This window comes from Glutamicibacter sp. GQ173 (assembly GCF_059759215.1).
The window spans coordinates 256,088-277,982 of the sequence record NZ_JCAXDT010000002.1 but is presented as its reverse complement, the minus strand read 5'-3'; the positions used below and the strand labels follow the sequence as shown (position 1 = coordinate 277,982).

20 protein-coding genes are annotated in these 21,895 nt (G+C 62.0%); 17 read left to right on the top strand and 3 right to left on the bottom strand.

Annotated features, from left to right (window positions below; genetic code table 11):
- Positions 1-125 precede the first annotated feature (125 nt).
- The gene (locus AC6CHO_RS05215) at positions 126-2,393 is read left to right on the top strand and encodes a RelA/SpoT family protein (protein WP_498214016.1); all 2,268 of its coding nucleotides are present in this window, start codon (positions 126-128) and stop codon (positions 2,391-2,393) included.
- 20 nt (positions 2,394-2,413) lie between these two features.
- On the opposite strand, the gene AC6CHO_RS05210 is transcribed toward AC6CHO_RS05215, so the two are convergent.
- Both AC6CHO_RS05210 and AC6CHO_RS05205 read right to left on the bottom strand, forming a co-directional pair.
- Positions 2,414-2,992 (bottom strand): hypothetical protein, encoded by a 579-nt coding sequence (locus tag AC6CHO_RS05210; protein WP_498214015.1) that lies wholly within the window; start codon positions 2,990-2,992, stop codon positions 2,414-2,416.
- Between the two features lie 105 nt (positions 2,993-3,097).
- Positions 3,098-4,456 (bottom strand): DUF349 domain-containing protein, encoded by a 1,359-nt coding sequence (locus tag AC6CHO_RS05205; protein WP_498214014.1) that lies wholly within the window; start codon positions 4,454-4,456, stop codon positions 3,098-3,100.
- A gap of 142 nt (positions 4,457-4,598) precedes the next feature.
- Between AC6CHO_RS05205 and hisS the strand changes: the two genes are divergently transcribed.
- The 4 genes from hisS to AC6CHO_RS05185 all read left to right on the top strand — a co-directional run bounded on the left by hisS (position 4,599) and on the right by AC6CHO_RS05185 (position 9,401).
- Entirely contained in the window at positions 4,599-5,921 is a 1,323-nt protein-coding gene (gene hisS, locus AC6CHO_RS05200; RefSeq protein ID WP_498214013.1) for a histidine--tRNA ligase, read from the top strand.
- 91 nt (positions 5,922-6,012) lie between these two features.
- Positions 6,013-7,812, top strand: coding sequence for an aspartate--tRNA ligase (gene aspS / locus AC6CHO_RS05195; RefSeq protein WP_498214012.1), 1,800 nt, complete (start codon positions 6,013-6,015; stop codon positions 7,810-7,812).
- 148 nt (positions 7,813-7,960) lie between these two features.
- Positions 7,961-9,079 carry a hypothetical protein gene (locus AC6CHO_RS05190; RefSeq protein WP_498214011.1) on the top strand — a complete coding sequence of 373 codons (1,119 nt, stop codon included), beginning with the start codon at positions 7,961-7,963 and terminating at the stop codon, positions 9,077-9,079.
- Positions 9,072-9,401 (top strand): PadR family transcriptional regulator, encoded by a 330-nt coding sequence (locus tag AC6CHO_RS05185; RefSeq protein WP_444663771.1) that lies wholly within the window; start codon positions 9,072-9,074, stop codon positions 9,399-9,401. The genes AC6CHO_RS05190 and AC6CHO_RS05185 overlap by 8 nt, the downstream gene beginning before the upstream one ends.
- On the opposite strand, the gene dtd is transcribed toward AC6CHO_RS05185, so the two are convergent.
- Positions 9,398-9,835: a D-aminoacyl-tRNA deacylase gene (gene dtd / locus AC6CHO_RS05180; RefSeq protein ID WP_498214010.1), complete on the bottom strand. Its 438-nt coding sequence runs from the start codon at positions 9,833-9,835 to the stop codon at positions 9,398-9,400. The two genes, AC6CHO_RS05185 and dtd, sit on opposite strands and share 4 nt — an antisense overlap.
- A gap of 83 nt (positions 9,836-9,918) precedes the next feature.
- On the opposite strand from dtd, the gene AC6CHO_RS05175 reads away from it, so the two are divergent.
- The 12 genes from AC6CHO_RS05175 (at position 9,919) to AC6CHO_RS05120 (ending at position 21,851) form a co-directional block, all read left to right on the top strand.
- The gene (locus AC6CHO_RS05175) at positions 9,919-11,325 is read left to right on the top strand and encodes a replication-associated recombination protein A (RefSeq protein WP_498214009.1); all 1,407 of its coding nucleotides are present in this window, start codon (positions 9,919-9,921) and stop codon (positions 11,323-11,325) included.
- A 188-nt stretch (positions 11,326-11,513) separates the two neighbouring features.
- Positions 11,514-12,137: a 30S ribosomal protein S4 gene (gene rpsD / locus AC6CHO_RS05170; protein ID WP_060701674.1), complete on the top strand. Its 624-nt coding sequence runs from the start codon at positions 11,514-11,516 to the stop codon at positions 12,135-12,137.
- Positions 12,138-12,261: 124 nt separating this feature from the next.
- On the top strand, positions 12,262-12,633 hold the full coding sequence (locus AC6CHO_RS05165) for a DUF948 domain-containing protein (protein WP_060701673.1): 372 nt from the start codon (positions 12,262-12,264) through the stop codon (positions 12,631-12,633).
- Between the two features lie 77 nt (positions 12,634-12,710).
- Complete coding sequence (locus tag AC6CHO_RS05160) at positions 12,711-12,920, top strand: hypothetical protein (RefSeq protein WP_060701672.1); 210 nt, start codon at positions 12,711-12,713, stop codon at positions 12,918-12,920.
- Between the two features lie 19 nt (positions 12,921-12,939).
- Positions 12,940-15,630 (top strand): alanine--tRNA ligase, encoded by a 2,691-nt coding sequence (gene alaS / locus AC6CHO_RS05155; protein ID WP_498214008.1) that lies wholly within the window; start codon positions 12,940-12,942, stop codon positions 15,628-15,630.
- Positions 15,623-16,096, top strand: a complete 474-nt coding sequence (gene ruvX, locus AC6CHO_RS05150) for a Holliday junction resolvase RuvX (protein ID WP_060701670.1) — start codon at positions 15,623-15,625, stop codon at positions 16,094-16,096. Before alaS ends, ruvX begins: the two co-directional genes overlap by 8 nt.
- Before the next feature lie 50 nt (positions 16,097-16,146).
- Positions 16,147-17,544: an endolytic transglycosylase MltG gene (gene mltG, locus AC6CHO_RS05145; protein ID WP_498214007.1), complete on the top strand. Its 1,398-nt coding sequence runs from the start codon at positions 16,147-16,149 to the stop codon at positions 17,542-17,544.
- 29 nt (positions 17,545-17,573) lie between these two features.
- The gene (locus AC6CHO_RS05140) at positions 17,574-18,416 is read left to right on the top strand and encodes a shikimate dehydrogenase family protein (RefSeq protein WP_444663784.1); all 843 of its coding nucleotides are present in this window, start codon (positions 17,574-17,576) and stop codon (positions 18,414-18,416) included.
- 29 nt (positions 18,417-18,445) lie between these two features.
- Positions 18,446-19,645 (top strand): chorismate synthase, encoded by a 1,200-nt coding sequence (gene aroC / locus AC6CHO_RS05135; protein ID WP_444663786.1) that lies wholly within the window; start codon positions 18,446-18,448, stop codon positions 19,643-19,645.
- Positions 19,646-19,658: 13 nt separating this feature from the next.
- Entirely contained in the window at positions 19,659-20,147 is a 489-nt protein-coding gene (locus AC6CHO_RS05130) for a shikimate kinase (protein WP_444663788.1), read from the top strand.
- Positions 20,148-20,226: 79 nt separating this feature from the next.
- Positions 20,227-21,318: a 3-dehydroquinate synthase gene (aroB, locus tag AC6CHO_RS05125; protein WP_498214006.1), complete on the top strand. Its 1,092-nt coding sequence runs from the start codon at positions 20,227-20,229 to the stop codon at positions 21,316-21,318.
- Positions 21,319-21,320: 2 nt separating this feature from the next.
- A complete protein-coding gene (locus tag AC6CHO_RS05120) occupies positions 21,321-21,851 on the top strand; it encodes a tetratricopeptide repeat protein (protein WP_498214005.1) in 531 nt (176 codons plus the stop codon).
- The last annotated feature ends 44 nt before the right edge of the window (positions 21,852-21,895 follow it).

The following is a 21,895-nucleotide window of genomic DNA, read 5'->3' as shown; positions in this document are numbered from 1 at the left end:
ACTAAACAACGTGTTTTTTGGTGCAAGGTCGTGGACGTAACCGCGGCTGGAAACTACCACCGGATGTCGCCACGCTAGCTCGCTCAGGCCGGCGGCGTCAGGTGGCAATGGGGAAGGAGCGGGGCATGGCGAATACGTCAAACCTGAACAATTCGAAACGGCGCTCAATTTCCCGTTTAGTGCGGTTTGCCGGTCGCGGCAGTACCCCGGGCACGTCGCCGACACTTGAGCCGTTGCTTCGTACAGTAAAGTCGAAGCATCCGCGTGCGGACCTCGACCTGCTTGTGCACGCCTATGAGGTAGCCGAAAAATATCATGACGGCCAAAAACGCAAAAGCGGTGACCCGTACATCACCCACCCCGTAGCCGTCGCTACAATTTTGGCCGAGATGGGTATGACTGGCGCAATTCTCGCTGCGGCGCTCCTGCACGACACGGTTGAAGATACTGAATACTCTCTTGAATCGGTCAAGAAGGAATTCTCGGAAGAAATCGCCATGCTCGTTGATGGCGTGACGAAGCTCGACAAGGTCACCTACGGTGAAGCGGCACCGGCTGAAACCGTGCGCAAAATGGTTGTCGCCATGTCTCGCGACATCCGCGTCCTGTTGATCAAGCTTGCCGACCGCCTGCACAATGCCCGCACCTGGCGCTACGTTTCGCCTGAGTCTTCTTCGCGCAAAGCCAAGGAGACGCTGGAAATATTCGCGCCCTTGGCACATCGCCTCGGCATGAACACCGTGAAATGGGAACTTGAAGATCTTTCCTTCGCGGCCCTTCACCCCAAGGTCTACCAAGAAATCGTCCGCATGGTGGGGGATCGCACCCCCGAGCGAGAAAAGTACCTCTCCTCAATTCGCCAGACGCTCTCTGGCGACCTGGGCAATCTCGATATCCATGCCACCGTATCCGGTCGTCCAAAGCACTATTACTCGATCTATCAGAAGATGATTGTTCGAGGAAAGGACTTTGACGACATCCATGATTTGATGGGTGTTCGCATCCTGGTCGACACCGTCAAGGATTGCTATGGGGCACTGGGTGTCGTCCACGCAGAGTGGAATCCGCTGCCCAACCGCTTCAAGGATTACATTGCCATCCCGAAGCTGAACCTCTACCAGTCGCTGCACACCACGGTGATGGGGCCGGAAGGCAAGCCGGTAGAAATACAGATCCGCACCCACGACATGCACGTGCGTGCCGAGTACGGTGTGGCTGCGCACTTCCAATACAAGCATGGACAAAACGCGAACTCCATGCTGTCGCCGGAACAGAATATGGACTGGCTGCGGTCCTTGATGGAATGGCAGGCAGATACCACCGACTCCGAGGAATTCCTCGACGGGCTGCGCTATACGATCAGCTCCGCCGAGGTGTATGTCTTCACTCCCAAGGGTGACATCATGTCGCTGCCAGTGGGCGCAACTCCGGTGGACTTCGCCTACTCGATCCACACTGACGTTGGCCATCGGACGATCGGCAGCCGGGTCAACGGCAAGCTGGTGCCGCTGCATACCGAACTCAAACAGGGCGACGTAGTAGAGGTTTTCACTTCGAAGGCAGAAGGCGCCGGTCCATCCCAGGACTGGCAGAACTTCGTCAAATCACCACGTGCAAAAGCGAAGATCCGTGGATACTTCTCCAAGGAACGCCGTGAAGAAGCCATCGAAAAGGGCAAGGAGCTTCTGACCAAGGAGCTGCGGCGCAACCAGCTGCCCCTGCAGAAATTGATGACTCACGACCTACTGACCGCGGTTGCCAACGAGCTGCACCACACGGACATCTCAGCGCTGTATCAGTCTGTTGGTGACGGGCATACCAGTGCACAGAACGTCATTGAGCACCTGACGGCCCTCATTGGCCCTCCTGAGGCCGAACAAGTCGATGAGGAAGCGGTGGTCCGCCCGAACGCTCCGAGCCCCACAACGGGCAACGACGCCGGCGTGATTGTTGAGGGTGTCGGCGACGTTCTGGTGAAACTGGCCCGTTGCTGTACCCCAGTGCCACCAGATGAGATCCAGGGCTTTGTGACTCGTGGCGCGGGCGTCTCCGTGCACCGCTCGGATTGCTTGAACTTGACGCAGCTGTCAAACCAGCCAGATCGACTGGTCAACGTCACTTGGGCAGCCAAGCATCACGGCGTGTTCCTCGTGGAGATCCAGGTAGAAGCGCTCGACCGCAAATCGCTGCTCTCCGATGTGACCCGAATTTTGTCCGAGAGCCATTTGAATATCCTCTCGGCCACGGTTCAAACCAGCAGGGACCGCGTGGCTTTGTCCCGTTTCTCCTTCGAGATGGGCGATCCAAAGTTCTTGAGCCACGTACTGAACCAGGTGCGCCGGATCGATGGCGTATACGACGTGTACCGCACCACTGCTGGTTCACGCCGCTAGAAACTTCGGCCTCCAAGAAATCACGCGGCCTGCGCGAAGTCGTCAAAGGAATCGACTAAGCGCAGGGCGCGTGATCTTTCTGGGGACGTCTCACAGTTATTGAGGCTTTCCCGGATCGACTCCAGATTCAAATAGGGGTCATCCAGGGAAATTGCGTTGCCCAGAACTCGACTGGCTATTGGCAATGGGTCGAACTGGGCGCAGTCGCATACGCTGCGCAAGGCGGAGGTTACCTTGATCCGGCTGCGGAATACCATTTGCGTATCGGGAACTATGGCCTGCATGAATTGGGCATTCAACCCGAAGCCGGGTGCAAAAGGACGATGGTAATTGCGCGTGTAAATGCACAGCGTAAAGACTTCGGGCAGCAACCCATGAATCCAGGCGGCCGTTTGGCGCGCCAGCACGGCATTGGAATTCAGCTCCCGCCCGCAGGCAAAAGCAGCAACCTGTGCCCGCAGCGAGGCAGTGATTTGAATCTGGCTGGGAAGAAAACAATCACCGAGCACCTCGCGGAGCAAACCGTTCGAGGCCATCGCCTGCAACTCATTTCGGCTGAACATTTGGCCGGCGATCCAGAGGTCTTCTGGAATGCGCAACGCGGCGGCGCGTGGCCCGGTAGCCTGGCAATTTCTAGATTCCATGTGGCTACTGAACCAGCAAGCGCCGCCGCGTTGAGCGTGTGCTGACGATCTGTGGATTACTTACTGGAAGTCGGCAGCCGACTTTTCCAGGGTGTTCAGCCACATGCGGCGTGCATCCAGTGCTTCCTGGGCCGCTGCAATCTGCTTTGCGTTGCCCTTGGCCTGGGCCTTGGCCAGATCCTCTTCCAATGCAGAAATCGTGTCCTGCAGCTGGCTGAGCATCGAATTGGAACGCGCCTTGGTCTCCGGGTTGGACCGGCGCCACTGCTCATCTTCGGCGCCCTTCACAGCATCTTCAACCTGGCGAAGTGCTGATTCGACGCGCTGCAGGTCGTTGCGCGGCACCTTGCCAGCTGCTTCCCAGCGTTCGCGGATGGAATCCAGCTTGGCTTTGGCGGTGGCCAGATCCTTGATTGGCAACAGCGCCCGAGCTTCCTCGAGCAGAGCTTCCTTCGCCACAAGATTATGGGCGTACTCTTCATCGATCTTGGCGTTCTCGGCGGCACGAGCCTGGAAGAAGACATCCTGGGCAGCGCGGAAACGGCCCCAGAGCTGGTCGTCATCCTTGCGCGAGGCACGGCGCGACTTCTTCCACTCGTCCATGAGCTTGCGGTACTCGGCGGCGGTGGCAGCCCAGTCCGTGGAGCTCTGCAAAGCTTCTGCGCGCGCGATCAATTCTTCCTTCACGGCCTTGGCCGAGGCGTTGGTTGAATCAAGCTGCGAGAAGTAGGCGCGGCGATGGCGATCAAAAGTGGTGCGTGCAGCACGGAACCGCTTCCACAACGCGTCTTCGGTGGCTCGTGGCAAGCGAACCGAAGAACGCTGGGAGGCCTTCCATTGCTCGAACAGCTCATTCATGGACGCCGAAGCGGTCTTCCACTGAATCTGCTCTGGTCGCTTCTCGGCCATGGCTTCGGCCTGGGCAACGATGGATTCGCGCGTGGCCAGCTGCTCGGCACGGGCGGCATCGTGGGCCTTGCGCTGTTCTGCGGAGAGGTTCTCCACAGCAACTCGAGCATTTTCCAGGCGCGATTCAAGGGCCGGGATGTCGCCAACCATGTGGCGCTCTGCGACGGTTGCCGACAGGGCCTGAACTGCCTTGCTCAATTCGCCGGCCGGAGCCTTGGCGACAACACGCTGCTCAAGGAGCATCAGCTGCGAGAGCGCATCGTCATATTTGCGCACAAAGTAGCCCAAGGCTTCTTCCTGCGTGGCATCTGGGTACTGGCCCACTGGGAACTCGGCGCCATCGATAATCACGAAGACGTGGCCGTCCTCGGTGATGCGGGCAAATTTAGCCGCTTCGTCGAGGGGAGTGGTGTGTGCGACGCTGGGCGCTACAACCGGTTTTGCAGCAGGCTTCTGCGCCTGCGGCAAAGGGGTCTTGTGGCTGTCGTCGGATTGCTGACTGGTGGTCACCGCTGAAACTCTTTCACTTTACGAGCACTTGCTGTAGCCAACTCTACCTGTGACCTCCGTTTCTTAGTAAGCCGACGTGCACAGGTTTCTTGCAAAACAGGCTTAAGATGGTTTGGTAGCCCAATTTGCACTAAGGAGTTTCATGGCACGCAAGGCCTCACTTTCAGGTTTCCCAGAATGGCTTCCAGCCGAACGGGCTGTTGAACAGCACGTGCTGGACACCTTGCGTCATGTTTTTGAACTACATGGTTTCGCCAATATCGAGACCCGTGCAGTTGAAACCCGCGCCCAATTGTTGCGCAAGGGCGAAATCGACAAGGAAGTCTATGGACTTTCGCGCCTGGCCGCCGAGGACGACAAGAACGATCCCAACGCCCTGGCCCTGCACTTCGACCTCACCGTGCCCTTCGCCCGCTATGTGGTGGAGAACGCCGGCCACCTGGCCTTCCCCTTCCGCCGCTACCAGATGCAGAAGGTGTGGCGCGGCGAACGCCCGCAGGATGGCCGCTTCCGCGAATTCACCCAGGCCGATATCGACGTGGTCGGCGATGGCACCTTGCCCTTCAGCTATGACGTCGAATTGGCGTTGACCATTGCCGATGCGCTCTCCGCGCTGCCGATCGGGGACTTCCGCTTGCGCGTGAACAATCGCAAGCTGGCCGAAGGCTTCTACCGCGGCTTGGGCCTGGATGATCCGGATGCCGTGCTGCGCGCCATCGACAAGCTGGAAAAGATCGGCGATGAAGCGGTCGCAAAGATTCTCGTGGAGGAAGTTGGCGCGACGCGCGAACAGGCCGATGCAGCCTTGGCACTGGCCAAGATCCGCACCATGGACACCTCCTTTGTTGACCAGGTTCGCGCCCTGGGTGTTGAGCACGAGCTGCTGGACAACGGCCTGGATGAGCTCTCCCAGGTGATTGACGCGGCCTCGAAGCGCGCCCCGGGCAAGGTGATGGCGGACCTTTCCATCGCCCGCGGCCTGGACTACTACACCGGCACCGTCTACGAAACCGTGCTGGTCGGCCACGAATCCTTGGGTTCGATCTGCTCGGGCGGGCGCTACGAATCGCTGGCTTCCAAGGGCAAGAAGAACTACCCGGGGGTGGGCCTGTCCATCGGCGTTACCCGCCTGGTCTCGCGCATCCTGGCTGAAGAAGTAGTCACCGCCAGCCGCAGCGTGCCATCAGTGGTATATGTCACGCTGGCCAATGGCGACTCCTGGCACCAGGCCCAGGACGTTGCCTCGCAGCTGCGCGGGCGCGGGATCGCTTGCGAAGTCGCAGCCAGCGCGGAGAAGTTCGGCAAGCAGATCAAATTCGCCGATCGCCGGGGGATTCCCTTCGTCTGGTTCACCCAGGCCGATGGCACCCACGAGGTCAAGGACATCCGCTCCGGCGAGCAGGTCGCAGCCGAGCCGGCCACCTGGATGCCCAACGCCGAAGACCTGAAGATCGCCATCAGCTAATGCTTTGGGCTTGGCCGCCCGCACCTGCACCGCCTTGCGGTGCACTAAACTTCATGGGGAGAAACTTTCCCAACCGACCGAAAGGATCGTAGTGCTACGCACTCATCAGCTGGGCGAATTGAACGCCGAGCACATTGGACAGCAGGTCACCCTCGCCGGCTGGGTCGCACGTCGCCGTGACCACGGCGGTGTCGCCTTCCTGGATTTGCGCGATGCCTCGGGCGTAGCCCAGGTTGTCGTGCGCGATGAAGAGGACTTCCACCCGCTGCGCAATGAGTTCGTGCTGCAGATCGCCGGCACCGTGGAGCGCCGGCCGGAAGGCAACGAGAACCCGAACCTGCCTACCGGGCAGATCGAGGTCATCGCGGACACCGTGACCGTGCTGAACACCGCCGCCCCGCTGCCTTTCCAGGTTGACGAGCATGTCGAGGTCGGCGAAGAGGCGCGCCTGCGCCACCGCTACCTGGACCTGCGCCGCCCGACCCCGGCCCGCAACATCCGCCTGCGCTCCGAGGCCAACCGCGTAGCACGCAACCTGCTGCACGACCAGGGCTACATCGAGATCGAGACCCCGACGCTGACCCGTTCCACCCCGGAAGGCGCCCGCGACTTCGTCGTGCCGGCCCGCCTGACCCCGGGCAGCTGGTACGCGTTGCCGCAGTCCCCGCAGCTGTTCAAGCAGCTGCTGCAGGTCGGCGGTTTCGAGAAGTACTACCAGATCGCCCGCTGCTACCGCGATGAGGACTTCCGCGCGGATCGCCAGCCGGAGTTCACCCAGCTGGACATCGAGGCCTCGTTCGTCGAGGAAGATGACATCATCGAGCTCGGCGAGAAGCTGGTCACCGAGCTGTGGAACCTGATCGACGTGCAGGTCCCGACCCCGATCCGCCGCATGGCGTACTCGGAGGCCATGGCCAAGTACGGTTCGGACAAGCCGGACCTGCGCTTCGGCCTGGAACTGACCGAAATGACCGAGTACTTCGCGAACACCTCCTTCAAGGTCTTCCAGTCCGAGTACGTCGGCGCCGTAGTCATGCCTGGCGGCGCTTCGCAGCCGCGCCGCACCCTGGATGCCTGGCAGGAATTTGCCAAGCAGCGCGGTGCCAAGGGCCTTGCCTACGTGCTGATCAAGGAAGATGGCGAGCTGGCCGGCCCAGTGGCCAAGAACCTCTCGGATGAAGAGAAGGCCGGACTGGCCGCTGCCACCGGCGCCTCTGCCGGCGACTGCATCTTCTTCTCCGCGGGCAAGAAGAACGAATCCCGCGCGCTGCTCGGCTCGGTCCGTGTCGAGATCGGCCACCGCACCGGCCTGATCAAGGAAAGCGACTGGGCGTTCGTCTGGATCGTCGACGCACCGATGTTCGAAGCCGCTTCGGATGCCGTGGCCTCGGGCGACGTGGCCGTGGGCGCCGGCGCCTGGACCGCTGTGCACCACGCGTTCACCAGCCCCAAGCCGGAGTTCATGGACACCTTCGACACCGACCCTGCCTCGGCACTGTCCTACGCCTATGACATCGTGTGCAACGGCAACGAAATCGGCGGCGGCTCGATCCGTATCCACCAGCGCGATGTGCAGGAGCGCGTCTTCAAGCTCATGGGCGTGACCCAGGAGCAGGCCGACACCCAGTTCGGCTTCCTGCTCGAGGGCTTCAAGTATGGCGCCCCGCCGCATGGCGGCATCGCCTTGGGCTGGGACCGCGTGCTGCAGCTGCTGACCAACTCGGAGTCCATCCGCGACGTCATCGCCTTCCCGAAGACCGGTGGCGGTTTCGACCCGCTGACCGCTGCTCCTGCACCGATCACCCCGCAGCAGCGCAAGGAAGCCGGCATCGACTTCAAGCCTGAGAAGAAGAAGGCCGAAGAGACCGAAGCCACGGCTGAAGCCAAGTAGGCTTACGCAGCTATAAGAAGCCGGATGGAACGCACTTGCGCGTTCCATCCGGCTTCTTTTTGCCTCAAAATAGGCCACGGCGTGGATTAATGCTGATTTTAATACTAGGTTAGTTTTCATACTAGTTATTTCACTCCAAGGAGACTTCTTGGCCGCGGCAGAACCCCAGCACATCGTCGAGCAATACCCGGCGCGCGACCGCAATTGGGCGCAGGACTTCAGGCTTGCCATGCTGCTCCATGACTTGAATGATTCGCAGAGCGTCCAGGAACTGGAAAATGCTTTGGCTATCATCCGGGACAGCGGTGAAGATGCAGAAGATCTTTTTGGCGCCCCCCTCGAATACGGTGAAGCCCGGGCTTACGCGCGGTTGACGCCGCAACAGCTGGCGGACTCGGAGATGCCGGTCAACAGCAGCGTTCTGCTGCTCGTTGGACTCGGAATTGGTGTTGGCCTGCTATGCACCGGTTTTGGCACGTGGGTCGGATTCCGTGACGGATGGACTGCGAACTCGTGGCACTATTGGCAGCTAGCGGCCTTGTGCGCAGGCACGGGAATCGCCTTATCCGCTCACCTGTGGTGGTTCTACCGCGTGAAAGGCAAATTCGCGCGATCTTGGGCGCTAGGCGTGACCGGAATAGCGGTATCCATCGCAGTGGCCGCACTCATCGCCACGCTAGGTGGTGAACAAGCCCTGCCAATGCCCAACTGGCTAGCACCGATCCTCGGGATAGCCCTGGCTATCGGCGCGTTTTGGCTGCCATTCAAGGATGAGCCCGAAGCAACGCGCAGCGACGCCACAGCTTTTTCTGATCCGGAAGCGTGGTTTGCCGAATCCACGCGCTTGCTGCGCGGACGCTATGGAATGCGAGCTAAAGAGGCGGTGTCAGTCATGGCACCTGCCCGCGAGCACTGGTCGAATATGTGCAGGGCAGAAGGCGAAGCATCGATAGTTGAGGAATTCGGCACCCCAGACGAATTCGCCATCGGACTGGGAGTCAACACCGCCAGGGCGTTGCAGCGACGATGGCTCGTACTCCGGTTGCTGCCATTGGTACTCGTATTCTTGTACGGCACAAGCCTGCTGCCGGAGGCGCTTGCCCCGGACCGAAGCGGATGGGACATCTTCTTCGCAGCATGCGTTGCGATTTTCGCGGTGGTTTCGCTCTGCGAATTGCGCCCCGCAAACCGCGCAGAATACGTGGACTCTAAACTAGCCCAAAGGCGGGCCCATGCCCGCGGCCTGGAAGAAGGGCGCAATGAGTAAGGACTCGCCATTTCCCGGCAGCTGGCAGCGCGCCATGCTCCCAATGCTCCTGCTGGCTGAATTATCGTCCGGGCAAGCCCACGGCTACGCGCTGTCCAAAACCTTGCAAGAACGCGGTTTCGGGCCGGTCAAGGGCGCAACGCTGTATCCCGCGCTGGCGAAGCTGGAAGCCTCGGGCTTCGTGGAAACCCGATGGGAAGAAGGCCGGGGCGGGCCCGGACGGAAAGTCTACGAGCTCTCCGCCACCGGCCAAACCGAGCTGAATGCGCAGCGCGCAAGCTTCGAGATGCTCGCGCAGCTGGTGAAGGCTGCCGGCAGCTAGGACAGGTCCGCCGAATCGACGATCATGGTGAACGGGCCGGTATTGGTCAGCGACACATCCATCATTGCCCCGAACCGCCCGGTCTCAACGTGCGATCCGAGTTCACGCAGGTACTGCACGAAGTATTCGTAGAGCGGCTCGCTCACCGGGCCGGGCGCGGCATTGGACCAAGAAGGGCGCCGGCCCTTGCGCACCGAGCCATAGAGGGTGAACTGGCTGATCACCAGCAGCGGGGCATGAATGCCGGCCGCCGAGGTTTCATCCTCCATGATGCGCAGCTGCCAGATCTTCTCGGCGACCTTGCGCGCTATGGCCTGGTCGTCGTCGTGGGTCACGCCCAGCAGGATCACCAAGCCAGGGGAGTCGAGCTGCCCGACAATTTTCCCTTCAACTTCAACGCGGGCGGTGCTGGCGACCTGGACGACGGCGCGCATGCAGAAATTCCTCTCAATAGGCAATAAGCGGCGGGCGTAGGGCCGGTACCGCATTGACACCAGAATATCGGTAGGCTTGGACGGTGAGCGATTTGTTCGATTCCCTGACCGATGATCCGCAGGACGCGCGCGAGGCCCAAGTCAACCGGCCCCGCCCGCCACTGGCGGTACGGATGCGCCCGCGCTCGCTCGAGGAACTGGTCGGGCAGCAGCACCTGCTCGGTCCGGGCTCGCCCTTGCGGCAGCTGGCCGAGAATCCTGAAACAGGCCTGGCTGGGCCTGCCAGCGTGATCCTCTACGGCCCGCCGGGCATCGGCAAGACCACCATCGCCCACGTCATTGCACGGGCTACCAACCGGAAATTTGTCGAGCTCTCGGCCATTACCGCAGGCGTCAAGGATGTGCGCCGGGTCATCGAGCAGGCCAAGGACGACCGCGACCTGCGCGGGATGACAACGGTTCTCTTCCTCGACGAGATCCACCGCTTCAACAAGGCCCAACAGGATGCGCTGCTTCCCGGAGTCGAAAACCGGGTGGTCGTGCTGGTCGCCGCCACAACCGAAAATCCGTCCTTCTCGGTGATTTCCCCGCTGCTCTCGCGCTCCTTGCTGCTGACCCTGCGCCCGCTGACCGATGGCGACCTCGCGGCCCTGCTGGAACGCGCCATCGAAGACGAGCGCGGATTCAACGGGCAGGTCCAGCTGGAAGACGAGCAGCGCGATGCCATCGTCCGCCTGGCCCAAGGCGATGCCCGCCGCTCGCTGACCGTGCTCGAGGCGGCCGGGGCCGTCGCATGGAATGCCGCCGGCGCCGACGTGGATCCACCGGTGCAAATCACCGCCGACCATGTCCAGCTGGCCATGGACCAGGCCGTGCAGCGCTATGACAAAGACGGCGATCAGCACTACGACATCATCTCGGCCTTCATCAAGTCCATCCGGGGCTCCGACGTGGACGCCGCCCTCCATTACCTCGCGCGCATGCTTTCCGCGGGGGAGGACCCGCGTTTCATCGCGCGCCGCCTGATGATCTCGGCCAGCGAGGATATCGGCATGGCCGATCCCACCGCCCTGCCCCTGGCCGTGGCCGCAGCCCAATCGGTGCAGCTCACCGGCATGCCCGAAGCGCGGATCATGCTGGGCCAAGCCACCGTGCATCTGGCGACCGCGCCAAAATCCAATGCGTCGTACAACGCGATCAACGCCGCCTTGGCCGACGTTTCCGAAGGCAAGGGCTCGCTGGTTCCGGACCACCTGCGCGACGCGCACTATCCAGGAGCCAAGCAATTGGGCCACGGGGTGGGCTACATCTACGCCCACGACGCGCCGCATTCGATCGCCACCCAGCAATACCTGCCCGACGATCTGGTCGGCACCAATTACTACACGCCGACCATCAACGGCGCCGAGAAGACCATCGGAACGCGCCTGGCCCGGCTTCGCGAGATCATCCGCGGCAAGGACCCAGTACGCGGCAAGCGCAAGCGCTGATTGTGCGCTATGCCTCAGCCCAAGGCTAATTCCTTTCGTGTAGACTTGATCTTTGGCTGGCAAGCCCTGCCCGGATTCCGAGTGATCGGCCTACGGAGCAAGGTTGCAGTGTAGCAGGGACGCGACGCCCACACACTCTCCATCCTGGAGGCCAGTAGATACCGTCGCTGAACGAAAAGGACACATCAATGGCTAACGCCCGTGCCCGCCGCACCGTACGCCTTTCGCGTGCGCTCGGCCTTGCATTGACCCCTAAAGCTGAAAAGTACATGGAGCGCCGTCCATACGGTCCAGGCCAGCACGGCCGCGCCCGTAAGAAGCAGGACAGCGACTACGCAGTGCGTCTGCGCGAAAAGCAGCGTTTGCGTGCCCAGTACGGCATCCGCGAAGTTCAGATGCTGAACGCTTTCAAGGAAGCAAAGCGCCTCGGCGGCCAGACCGGTGACAACCTGCTGGCACTGCTCGAGTCCCGCTTGGACGCCCTGGTTCTGCGTGCAGGCTTCGCCCGCACCATCCAGCAGGCTCGCCAGCTGGTCGTGCACCGCCACATCCTGGTCAACGGCCAGCGTGTAGACCGCCCTTCCTTCAAGGTACAGCCGGGTCAGCTGATCCACGTACACGAGAAGAGCGAGAAGATGGTTCCATTCCAGATGGCTGCAGCAGGTGAGCACGCTAAGGTGCTGCCAGCTGTTCCTGCTTACCTGGACGTAAAGCTGGAAGCCCTTCAGGCTACCTACCTGCGCGCTCCTGAGCGTGCAGAGATCCCAGTGACCTGCGAAGAGAACCTCGTGGTCGAGTACTACGCACGCTAAACAGTGCGCTAGTTCCAAGCCCGCAACCGTCCAACGGTTGCGGGCTTGTCGCTTAACTACCTATCTTGGCTCTGACTTCGATAAGGTGGACTGGCACCAAAAACCCAAGCAGAAGAGGAAGCACATGTCGGGTTCGGATATTGCAGGGCTCATCGCCGCCGGCGCATTTGTTGTACTAGTAGTGCTGCTGGCCGTGCCGATCATCAAGTTGGGCAAGGTGTTCGACGAGCTGCGCAAATCGATCAGGGACGTTGCCGATGGCACCACCCCGTTGATCGGTGAAGTCGCCAACACCGTGGCGACCACCAACGACCAGCTCAAGAAGGTCGATACGATCACCAATAACGTTTCTGATGCCACCGCCAATGTTTCCGCGCTGTCTTCGCTGATCGCAGCCACTGTCGGCAAGCCGCTGATCAAGGCGGCCGCGTTCACCGAAGGCGTGAAAGCCGCGATGAACACCAAGCCAAGCGGCAAAGCACGCCGCAGCCGCTAAGCCAGAGCTGTTCGATCGAACACGTATCGGCGCGCTGAACGACGGACGGCCCATCGAAGGCCGCCAAGGAGACTAGAATGAAAAAGTTCTTGTGGGTTTCTATTGGAGTGGGCGTTGGAGTGCTCGCAACCAGGAAATACGCTGACGTTAAATCCGGTGCAGCGCTCAATCGCCAGGTCGGCAAGTACGCCGACCGTGTTGCCGAATATCTGGAAGCCTTCCATCAGGGAATGACCGCCAGAGAAGAAGAATTACGTTCCGCCTTGGGCGTGGACGCCGCTAAGTGAAGGGATCATCCGTAACACGATGAAAACGCAGGAAATTGCCCGTCGGTGGGTCGACTTTTTCGTCTCTAAGGGCCACACGGCGGTGCCCAGCGCCTCGCTGGTCTCATCCGACCCATCGCTGTTGTTCACTGTGGCCGGCATGGTTCCCTTCATTCCGTACCTGACCGCCCGCGAAGAAGCCCCCTACTCTCGTGCGACCTCGGTGCAGAAGTGCATCCGCACCGGCGACATCGAAGAAGTCGGCAAGACCGTGCGACACGGCACCTTCTTCCAGATGTGCGGCAACTTCTCCTTCGGCGATTACTTCAAGAAGGACGCCATCCACTTCGCCTGGGAGCTGCTGACCAGCCCGGTTGAAGCCGGAGGCTACGGCCTGGACAAGGAACGCCTCTGGGTCACCGTCTACGAAGACGGCGACGAGAAGGACCTTGAAGCCCGCCGCATCTGGGAAGAAGAGATCGGCATCCCGACCGAGCGCGTGGTCGGCACCGGCAAGGAAGACAACTACTGGAACACCGGCCAGCCCGGCCCCGGCGGTCCCTGCTCGGAGATCTACTACGACCGCGGTGCCCAGTACGGCCAAGAAGGCGGCCCGGCCGTCGACGAGACCCGCTACATCGAGATCTGGAACCTGGTGTTCATGCAGTACCGCCTCTCCGCGGTGCGCTCCAAAACCGACTTCGACGTCGCCGGCGAACTGCCCAAGCGCAATATCGACACCGGCCTGGGCCTTGAGCGCCTGGCCATGATCCTGCAGGGCGTCGAGAACATGTACGAGACCGACCAGGTCCGTCCGGTGCTCGACAAGGCCGCCGAGCTTGCAGGCGTCGCCTACACCTCCACCGAGGATCCAGCGGACCCCAACCACGCCAATGACGTGCGCCTGCGCATGATCGCCGACCACATCCGCTCCTCGCTGATGCTGATCTCCGACCAAGTCACCCCGGGCAATGAGGGCCGCGGCTACGTGCTGCGCCGGCTAATCCGCCGCGCCGTGCGCGCCATGCGCCTGATGGGCGTGGACAGCGAAGTGCTCCCGCAGCTGCTTCCTGTCTCCCGCGACGCCATGAAGGGCGTCTACCCAGAGGTGGAGAACGACTTCGAGCGCATCGCCCGCATCGCCTATGCCGAGGAGCGCGCCTTCCGCCGCACCATCGCTTCGGGCACCACCCGCCTCGACGAGGCGCTGAACCACGCCAAGGAAGAAGGAGCCAACCTCTCCGGAGACGACGCCTTCACCCTGCACGACACCTATGGCTTCCCGATTGACCTCACCTTGGAAATCGCTGCCGAGGCTGGCCTGTCCGTGGACGAGCCGCGCTTCCGCGAGCTGATGAACGAGCAGCGCACCCGTGCGCAGAAGGACGCCAAGGCCAAGAAGGCCGGCCACGCCGACCTGTCGGTGTACAACAAGCTGGCCGACGCGGGCAGCGTGCACTTCACCGGCTACGACACGCTGGAAGGCGAGTCGACCATCCGCGGCATCATCCGCGACGGCCAAGTGGTCCCTTACGCAGAGCAGGGCCAGGAAATCGACCTGGTGCTCAATGAGACCCCGTTCTATGCCGAGTCCGGCGGCCAGGCTGGCGACAGCGGCCTGATCACCGGCGACGGCTTCGTGCTGGAGGTCACCGACGTGCAGGCCCCGGTCAAGGGCCTGAACGTGCACAAGGTGATCGTGCGCGAGGGCGAGCTTCCTGCCGAGGCATTGGTGCGCACCCAGGTCGACGCCGTGCGCCGCCGTTCGGGGGAGCAGGCCCACTCGGCCACCCACCTGGTGCACGCCGCGCTGCGCGAGCTGCTTGGCCCAACGGCCACGCAGGCCGGGTCCTTCAACAAGGCCGGCTACCTGCGCTTCGACTTCTCCTGGGCCGAGGCCCTCTCCGCTACGGCTCGCAGCGAAGTCGAAGAGGCAGTCAACCTGGCCATCGCCTCGAACTACCAGGTCGTCACCAACGAGATGGCCCTGTCCGAAGCCAAGAAGCTCGGCGCGATGAGCCTGTTCGGCGAGAAGTACTCCAACGACGTGCGCGTGGTGGAAATGAACGGCGCCTGGTCGCGCGAGCTGTGCGGTGGCACCCACGTGGACACCACCGCCCGCATCGGCCAGTTGACCCTGCTCTCCGAGGCCTCGGTCGGTTCGGGCAACCGCCGCGTCGAAGCCCTGGTCGGCATGGAGGCCTTCCGCCACGGCGCTGCCGAGCGTGCCCTGGTTTCCGAGCTCTCGGGCCTGTTCCGCGTGCCTTCCAGCCAGGTGTCCGAGCGCGTCAATGACACCGTTGCCAAGCTCAAGGCCGCCGAGAAGCAGATCGCCGAGCTCAAGAGCCAGGCCATGCTCGCCCAGTCCGCAGCCCTGCTGGAAAAGGTGGTGACCATCGGCTCGACCCGCCTGTTGGCCCATAACGCAGGGACCATCGACTCCGCGGATGCCCTGCGCACCATGGCGCTGGATCTGCGCGGCAAGCTTGGCACCGAAGCAGCAGTCATTGTGCTGATCGGTGTGGCCAACGGCCGGCCGCTGGTCCTGGCCGTCACCAACGATGACGCCCGTGCCAACGGCTTCAAGGCCGGCGCGCTGGTGCGCACCGCTACCGGTGTGCTCGGCGGCGGCGGCGGCGGCAAGGACGATATGGCCCAGGGCGGCGGCCAGGACGCTTCAAAGATCGACGAAGCGCTGGATGCCATTCGGGCGGCTTTGGCCAATGGCTAAAGTGGCACTCGGCGTCGACGTGGGCCTGGCCCGCGTCGGCGTCGCCATCTCAGATCCCTCGGGCATCCTGGCCACGCCGGTCATGACCCTGCGCCGGGATGCGAAGAAGAATTCGGACCGCCGGATGCTCCTGCGCATCATCACAGACCGGAATGTGGGCGAAGTATTCATCGGCGAGCCGAAATCCTTGGCCGGCAATGATACCGAGTCCACCAAAATGGCCCGTGACTACGCTATTGCCTTGGCCGAATTAGCCGATAGCTCCAATATCGAGCTTGCGGTTTTTCTGGTCGACGAGCGATTGAGCACCGTCAACGCCCATCGCGCGTTGCATGCTTCAGGCCGTAAGATGGAGGATCATCGAAAGGTTGTCGACCAGGTCGCTGCCACCGAGATCCTGCAGCAAGTGCTGGAAATGCGCCGGAACAACGTCCGTGTCCAGGCCAGCCGGATCGTCATGAAATAGATCCCGCACGTCGCGGCCCAGTTCGATGCCACACCGAGAAATGAGAGTTGATGCGAGAAGAAGCCCGTCAAGAACGGCAACGCGAAACTCTTCGTGCCCTGTACGAGAGCTTCGCGGCAGGCCAAGGGCTTCCCATCGCTGAACCTTCCACTCCTGAGCTGACCGGGCTGGACCACTATCTCGGCACTTCTGCCGATGACGAGCAGGCACCGGATGCCGCCTTGGCAGCCTCCGATGACCAGGATGGGCAGCGAACCCATACCCGGTTTCTGCCCACCCTGGCCGCGGCGCATACCGCGCAGACTCCGGTCATCGAACAGCAGGACGCCCTGCACCGCAACGGGCTGCTCGACCAGGGCGATGAAGCCTTCAATAAGCTGCGGCGCAAGAAGACCCGACGGAAGCGCAACCTGGTGATGCTGGCCACCGTGGTGATTTTTGCCCTGGTTGTCGCCGGCTCCTTCTACTTCGTCAAGTCCTTGGTCAAGCAGTTCAACCCGGATGACTATCCAGGCCCGGGCGGCGCCACGGTCGAATTCACCGTGGAAGACGGCTGGGGCCTGGGCGCGATCTCACGCAAGCTCGAGGACCTGGACGTCATTTCCAACGACAAGCTGCTGATCAAGGCCGTGGAGAACTCCGAACGCGCCAATAAGGTCGTCCACCCGGGAACCTACCAGCTCAAATCCCAGATGCCGGCAGCCGATGCTGCTGAAATCCTCGTCGATAATCGCCCTGGCAAGGTGTTCTACATCGGGCTCAAGGCGAACTTGCGCCTGAACGCGGCGCTGGAGGAGATCGCCAAGGGCTCCGGGCTCAAGCTTGCCGACCTGGAAAAACTGGCTGGACAACCGGAAAAGTTCGGGCTTCCTTCCTCTGTGCCGAACCTTGAGGGCTGGCTGCACCCGGGCGAATACCGTTTCGCCTTGGACAGCACCCCCAAGGACGTGCTGGCCAAGATGGTCAGGTCCACCAAGAACACCCTCAAGGACGCCGGCATCACCGACCTCGAGAAGGGCTACCGCACCCTGAAGGTAGCCTCCATCCTGCAGGCAGAAGCCCGCGAGAAGGACTATGCCACCGTGGCCGGAGCCATCGAGAACCGGCTGAATCCTGCCAACAAGGAAACCCATGGCTTGCTCCAGGTGGATTCCACGGTGATCTACGGCTTGGACCGCTACAGCTTGCAGTTCAGCCAGGCCGAGCGCAAGGACGCCGGCAACAAGTACAACACCTATGTGCATAAGGGCTTGACCCCGACGCCGATTGGCTCACCCGCCACCTCGGCGATCAAGGCTGCGGCCAACCCGCAGGATAACGGCTACTACTACTGGGTGACCGTGAACATCGAAACGGGAGAAACCAAGTTCGCTTCCAGCTACGCCGAACATCAGCGCAACCAGGCTGAATTCCGGGCATGGTGCGAACAGAATTCGGATGTCTGCTAAGCGCAGCAGCAACGCAGAAAGTATGTGAATTGATAAAGCAGGCTGCCGTACTGGGCCACCCGGTCGGCCACTCCAAGTCACCGGTGCTGCACCGCACGGCCTACCAGCTGTTGGGCGCGCCGCTGAATTATGAGGCCATCGACCTCGTGCCCGAACAGTGCGCCGAACACGTTGCACGCCTGCGCTCAGGGGGATGGGCCGGATCGTCGGTGACCATGCCGCTGAAGGATGCCTTTGTGCCGCTCATGGACGAGGTTTCTGCCCGCGTGCGGCAACTTGGCGCCCTGAACACCATTGTGGTGCGCGAGGATGGAACGCTGTTCGGGGAGAACACCGACATCGACGGCCTGGTCCAGGCCCTGGCCGATTTCTCGATGACCGCCGCCGACCAGGCCATGATCCTGGGGTCGGGCAATACCTCGCTAGCGGCCCTGCAGGCCTGTGCCGAGCTTGGCGTTGAGCGCGTCACCCTGGTCGTTCGTTCCATTCAGCGCTCCCAGCGCGCCGTGGACCTGGCCAAGGAACTGGGCCTGCACCCGGTCGTCCACGAAATTTCCGGCATCACACGCGAGCTGTCCGATCAGTTGCGCCTGATGCCCTTGGTTTTCAGCACGCTGCCGCCGCACGCGGGCGATGAATGGGTGCCTGCGATCGGTTCCGGCAACGGGATCCTGCTCGATGTGGCCTACGATCCATGGCCCTCCAAACTGGCTGCCTCATGGCAAGGCCAGGTCATTTCCGGGCTTCACATGCTGGTGCACCAGGCAGTGGAACAGGTGCGCCTGTTTGCCGGTGCAGCCTGGGATGAGCAGCGTCGTGTTGACGTCACAAATGCGATGTATGACTCCCTGGGACTGGCCCGACACCAGTAATTGCTTCAGGTCATGGCAAAATGGAGGACATGTTGCGTTGGTTGACCGCGGGCGAATCGCATGGCCCGGCACTTGTTGGAATTCTTGAAGGGCTACCTGCCGGAGTATCGGTGGATAGCGAAGTTGTACGCGAAGCATTAGCGCGTCGCCGCCTCGGCTACGGCCGCGGCGCGCGGATGAAGTTTGAAAAGGACCAGGTCACTTTCCTTGGCGGCGTGCGCCACGGCAAGACCCAGGGCGGTCCGGTGGCCATTGAAATCGGGAACACCGAATGGCCCAAGTGGGAACGCGTCATGAGCGCGGATCCAGTGGACCTCGACGAGCTGGCTTCGCTGGCGCGCAATGCGCCATTGACCCGTCCGCGCCCGGGCCACGCCGACTTCACGGGCATGCAGAAATACGGTTTCGACGATGCCCGCCCGATCCTGGAACGAGCCAGCGCCCGCGAAACCGCGGCCCGCGTGGCCTTGGGCGCCGTTGCCTCCCGTTTCCTGAACGACCTTGGCATCGAATTGGTGTCGCACACCACCGCCGTTGGCGCTATTTCGGCTCCGGCTGATGCCCCGCTGCCGACCGCTGCGGATATTGAAGCGCTCGATGCCGATCCACTGCGCTGCTTCGACCAGGCAACCAGCCAGGCCATGGTGGCCGAGGTCGACGACGCGCACAAGGCGGGGGAGACCCTCGGTGGCGTGGTTGAGGTTTTGGCCTACAACCTGCCTCCGGGCATTGGATCCTACGTGCACTGGGACCGCCGCCTGGACGCACGCCTGGCCGCCGCATTGATGGGCATCCAGGCCATCAAGGGCGTGGAAGTAGGCGACGGTTTTGAAACCGCGGCGCGCCGCGGTTCGGCCGCCCACGATGAGATCGTGCACGCTGAAGATGGCAGCATCAAGCGCAATTCCAATCGCGCTGGCGGCATTGAGGGCGGCATGAGCATCGGCGAGGTGCTGCGCGTGCGCGCCGGCATGAAGCCGATCGCGACCGTTCCCCGCGCCCTGCGCACCGTCGACACCGCAACCGGCGAAGACACCACCGCGCACCACCAGCGTTCAGATGTCTGTGCAGTCCCGGCTGCCGGCGTGGTTGCCGAAGCCATGGTTGCCCTGGTGCTCGCCCAGTCCCTGCTCGAGAAGTTCGGCGGCGACTCGGTTGCGGAAACCAAGCGCAATATCGACTCCTACCTGGCCAGCATCCCGGATAACCTGGGATCGACCGGCGTCTAGGAAGCATTCGTCAATGATTTACCTCATTGGTCCGATGGCCAGTGGCAAGTCCACCGTGGGCAGGTCACTGGCCACGGCCTTATCAACCAGTTTCGCCGATTCCGACGCGACGGTCGTGGCTCATCACGGCACGATTCCGCAAATTTTTGCCGAACACGGAGAAGCGCATTTCCGCGACCTGGAAGTCCAGGCCCTGGCGCGCCTGCTCACCGGGGTCGTCGCCACCGGCGGCGGCGCGGTGCTCCGCGAGGAGAACCAGCAGCTGCTTTCCCGCGGCACCGTAATCTACCTGGAGCTGGGCATGCAGGCAGCGGCCGAGCGAATCAAGGCAGACTCCAACCGGCCATTGCTGGCAGGTGATGAAGCACTCACTGTCTGGGCTTCGGTCTACGAAAAGCGCCGCCCCATTTACGAAATGCTGGCTGACGTGCACGTTGTGGTTGACGGAAAGTCTGTTCTACAAATTGTCGAAGAGATTTTGCCGCAACTCGAACAGCTGTGATTAGCGCCACGAGATGCCAGATCTCGACAATCCCACGCGTACGCTAGACAAATCAGCACCATCAGGAGGAACAAGACTGATGCCATTAGCACCGACCACTTTAAAGGTCTCGGGAAACACGGCCGCCGAATCGTACCCAGTACTGGTTGGCAACGGATTGTTGGGGCACCTGCCCGAACTGCTCGGACCTTCGGTCAAGAAGGTTTTGGTGATCCACCCTCGCGCGCTGCGCTCCACCGGCGACGTGGTTCGTGACGAACTGGCCAATGCCGGCCTGGAAGCACTGACCGCTGAGATCCCGGATGCAGAAGAAGGCAAGCACATCCAGGTGGCTTCCTTCTGCTGGGAAGTTCTGGGCAAGAATGATTTCACCCGCAGCGACGCGGTCATCTCCGTTGGCGGCGGCGCTGTCACCGACCTGGCCGGTTTTGTGGCAGCCACCTGGCTGCGCGGAGTCAAGGTCATTCACATTCCAACCTCCCTGCTGGCCATGGTCGACGCCGCGGTAGGCGGCAAGACCGGCATCAATACTGCCGAAGGCAAGAACCTGGTGGGCGCATTCCACCCTCCTGCTGCCGTGCTCGCGGACCTCGACGCCCTGGCCACCTTGCCGAAGAATGAACTGGTCACCGGCATGGCTGAAATCGTCAAGACCGGTTTCATCGCCGATGAGCGCATTCTGGAACTGATCGAAGAAGATCCGCAAGACGCCATCAACCCGACCAGCGCCCGCCTGCGCGAGCTGATCGAACGCACCATCGCTGTGAAGGTCGATGTGGTCTCCCGCGACCTGAAGGAATCGGGCGATCGTGAATTCTTGAACTACGGCCACACCCTGGCCCATGCCATCGAGCTGGCCGAGCGCTACCAGATGCGCCACGGCGCTGCGGTGTCCATCGGACTGTGCTTCGCTGCCGAGCTGGGCCGCTCCGTTGGCTACACCTCCGATGCGATCGCCGATCGCCATGTGAGCATCTTGACCTCGCTGGGGCTGCCAACCAGCTACCGCAACGACCGTTGGGCAGCATTGCTCGATGGCATGAAGCGGGACAAGAAGGCGCGCGGCAACCAGCTGCGCTTCGTTGTGCTCGAAGAGATCGGTAAGCCGCGCATCTACGAAGTGCCGGATAACTCGCTGCTGTTCGCGGCCTACCAGGAAATTGGGGAGTGAAAATGGGTGACCACACCGCATACGCCATTGATGTCGCATCGGTAAACCGGGAAGGTGTCGGGACTTCGGTCAATGGCGTCCTGATCGACCCGGTAACCCTCAAGCCCTACGTCGCCGACGAACAGGCCGCGCAGCAGCAGATGCAGGTTGGTTCCCCTACCGACCAGGTCATGATCCTGTTGGCTCGCGGAGACCTTGCCGACGCCGGCGAACTGATCGCCGAATCCCGGCTGATCGATCCAACCAACGCGCACCTGCGCGTGCTGGATACCGAGCTGACCCGGATGCAGGGCGACTTTGATCGCGCGATCAATCGGCTGCGCAAGCTCTCCGAAGAGTTCGCCGGCACCGATTACGAACCGCTGATGCACCACCACCTGGGCCTTTCCTTCTTCGCGAAGGGCGATTTCAAGGCCGCGGCGACGCGTTTCCGCAAGGCGATGGACCTGCGCATCGAGCTGGGCGATGATGCCTACCTGGTCAACGCGTCGAGCATCTGCCTGAATATCGCCGAAGAGCGGGCCGCGCAGTAACGAGCGCCACCGCGCGCAACCCTGACGGCCCGAGGCCGAGTAGG

What these genes read in the sequence shown, in the direction of transcription:
- AC6CHO_RS05215 (WP_498214016.1), top strand. Translation starts at nt 126, where the DNA reads ATGGCGAATACGTCAAACCTGAACAATTCGAAACGGCGCTCAATTTCC.
- hisS (WP_498214013.1), top strand. Translation starts at nt 4,599, where the DNA reads ATGGCACGCAAGGCCTCACTTTCAGGTTTCCCAGAATGGCTTCCAGCC.
- AC6CHO_RS05185 (WP_444663771.1), top strand. Translation starts at nt 9,072, where the DNA reads ATGAGTAAGGACTCGCCATTTCCCGGCAGCTGGCAGCGCGCCATGCTC.
- dtd (WP_498214010.1), bottom strand. Translation starts at nt 9,835, where the DNA reads ATGCGCGCCGTCGTCCAGGTCGCCAGCACCGCCCGCGTTGAAGTTGAA.
- rpsD (WP_060701674.1), top strand. Translation starts at nt 11,514, where the DNA reads ATGGCTAACGCCCGTGCCCGCCGCACCGTACGCCTTTCGCGTGCGCTC.
- AC6CHO_RS05165 (WP_060701673.1), top strand. Translation starts at nt 12,262, where the DNA reads ATGTCGGGTTCGGATATTGCAGGGCTCATCGCCGCCGGCGCATTTGTT.
- AC6CHO_RS05160 (WP_060701672.1), top strand. Translation starts at nt 12,711, where the DNA reads ATGAAAAAGTTCTTGTGGGTTTCTATTGGAGTGGGCGTTGGAGTGCTC.
- alaS (WP_498214008.1), top strand. Translation starts at nt 12,940, where the DNA reads ATGAAAACGCAGGAAATTGCCCGTCGGTGGGTCGACTTTTTCGTCTCT.
- ruvX (WP_060701670.1), top strand. Translation starts at nt 15,623, where the DNA reads ATGGCTAAAGTGGCACTCGGCGTCGACGTGGGCCTGGCCCGCGTCGGC.
- mltG (WP_498214007.1), top strand. Translation starts at nt 16,147, where the DNA reads ATGCGAGAAGAAGCCCGTCAAGAACGGCAACGCGAAACTCTTCGTGCC.
- aroC (WP_444663786.1), top strand. Translation starts at nt 18,446, where the DNA reads ATGTTGCGTTGGTTGACCGCGGGCGAATCGCATGGCCCGGCACTTGTT.
- AC6CHO_RS05130 (WP_444663788.1), top strand. Translation starts at nt 19,659, where the DNA reads ATGATTTACCTCATTGGTCCGATGGCCAGTGGCAAGTCCACCGTGGGC.
- aroB (WP_498214006.1), top strand. Translation starts at nt 20,227, where the DNA reads ATGCCATTAGCACCGACCACTTTAAAGGTCTCGGGAAACACGGCCGCC.
- AC6CHO_RS05120 (WP_498214005.1), top strand. Translation starts at nt 21,321, where the DNA reads ATGGGTGACCACACCGCATACGCCATTGATGTCGCATCGGTAAACCGG.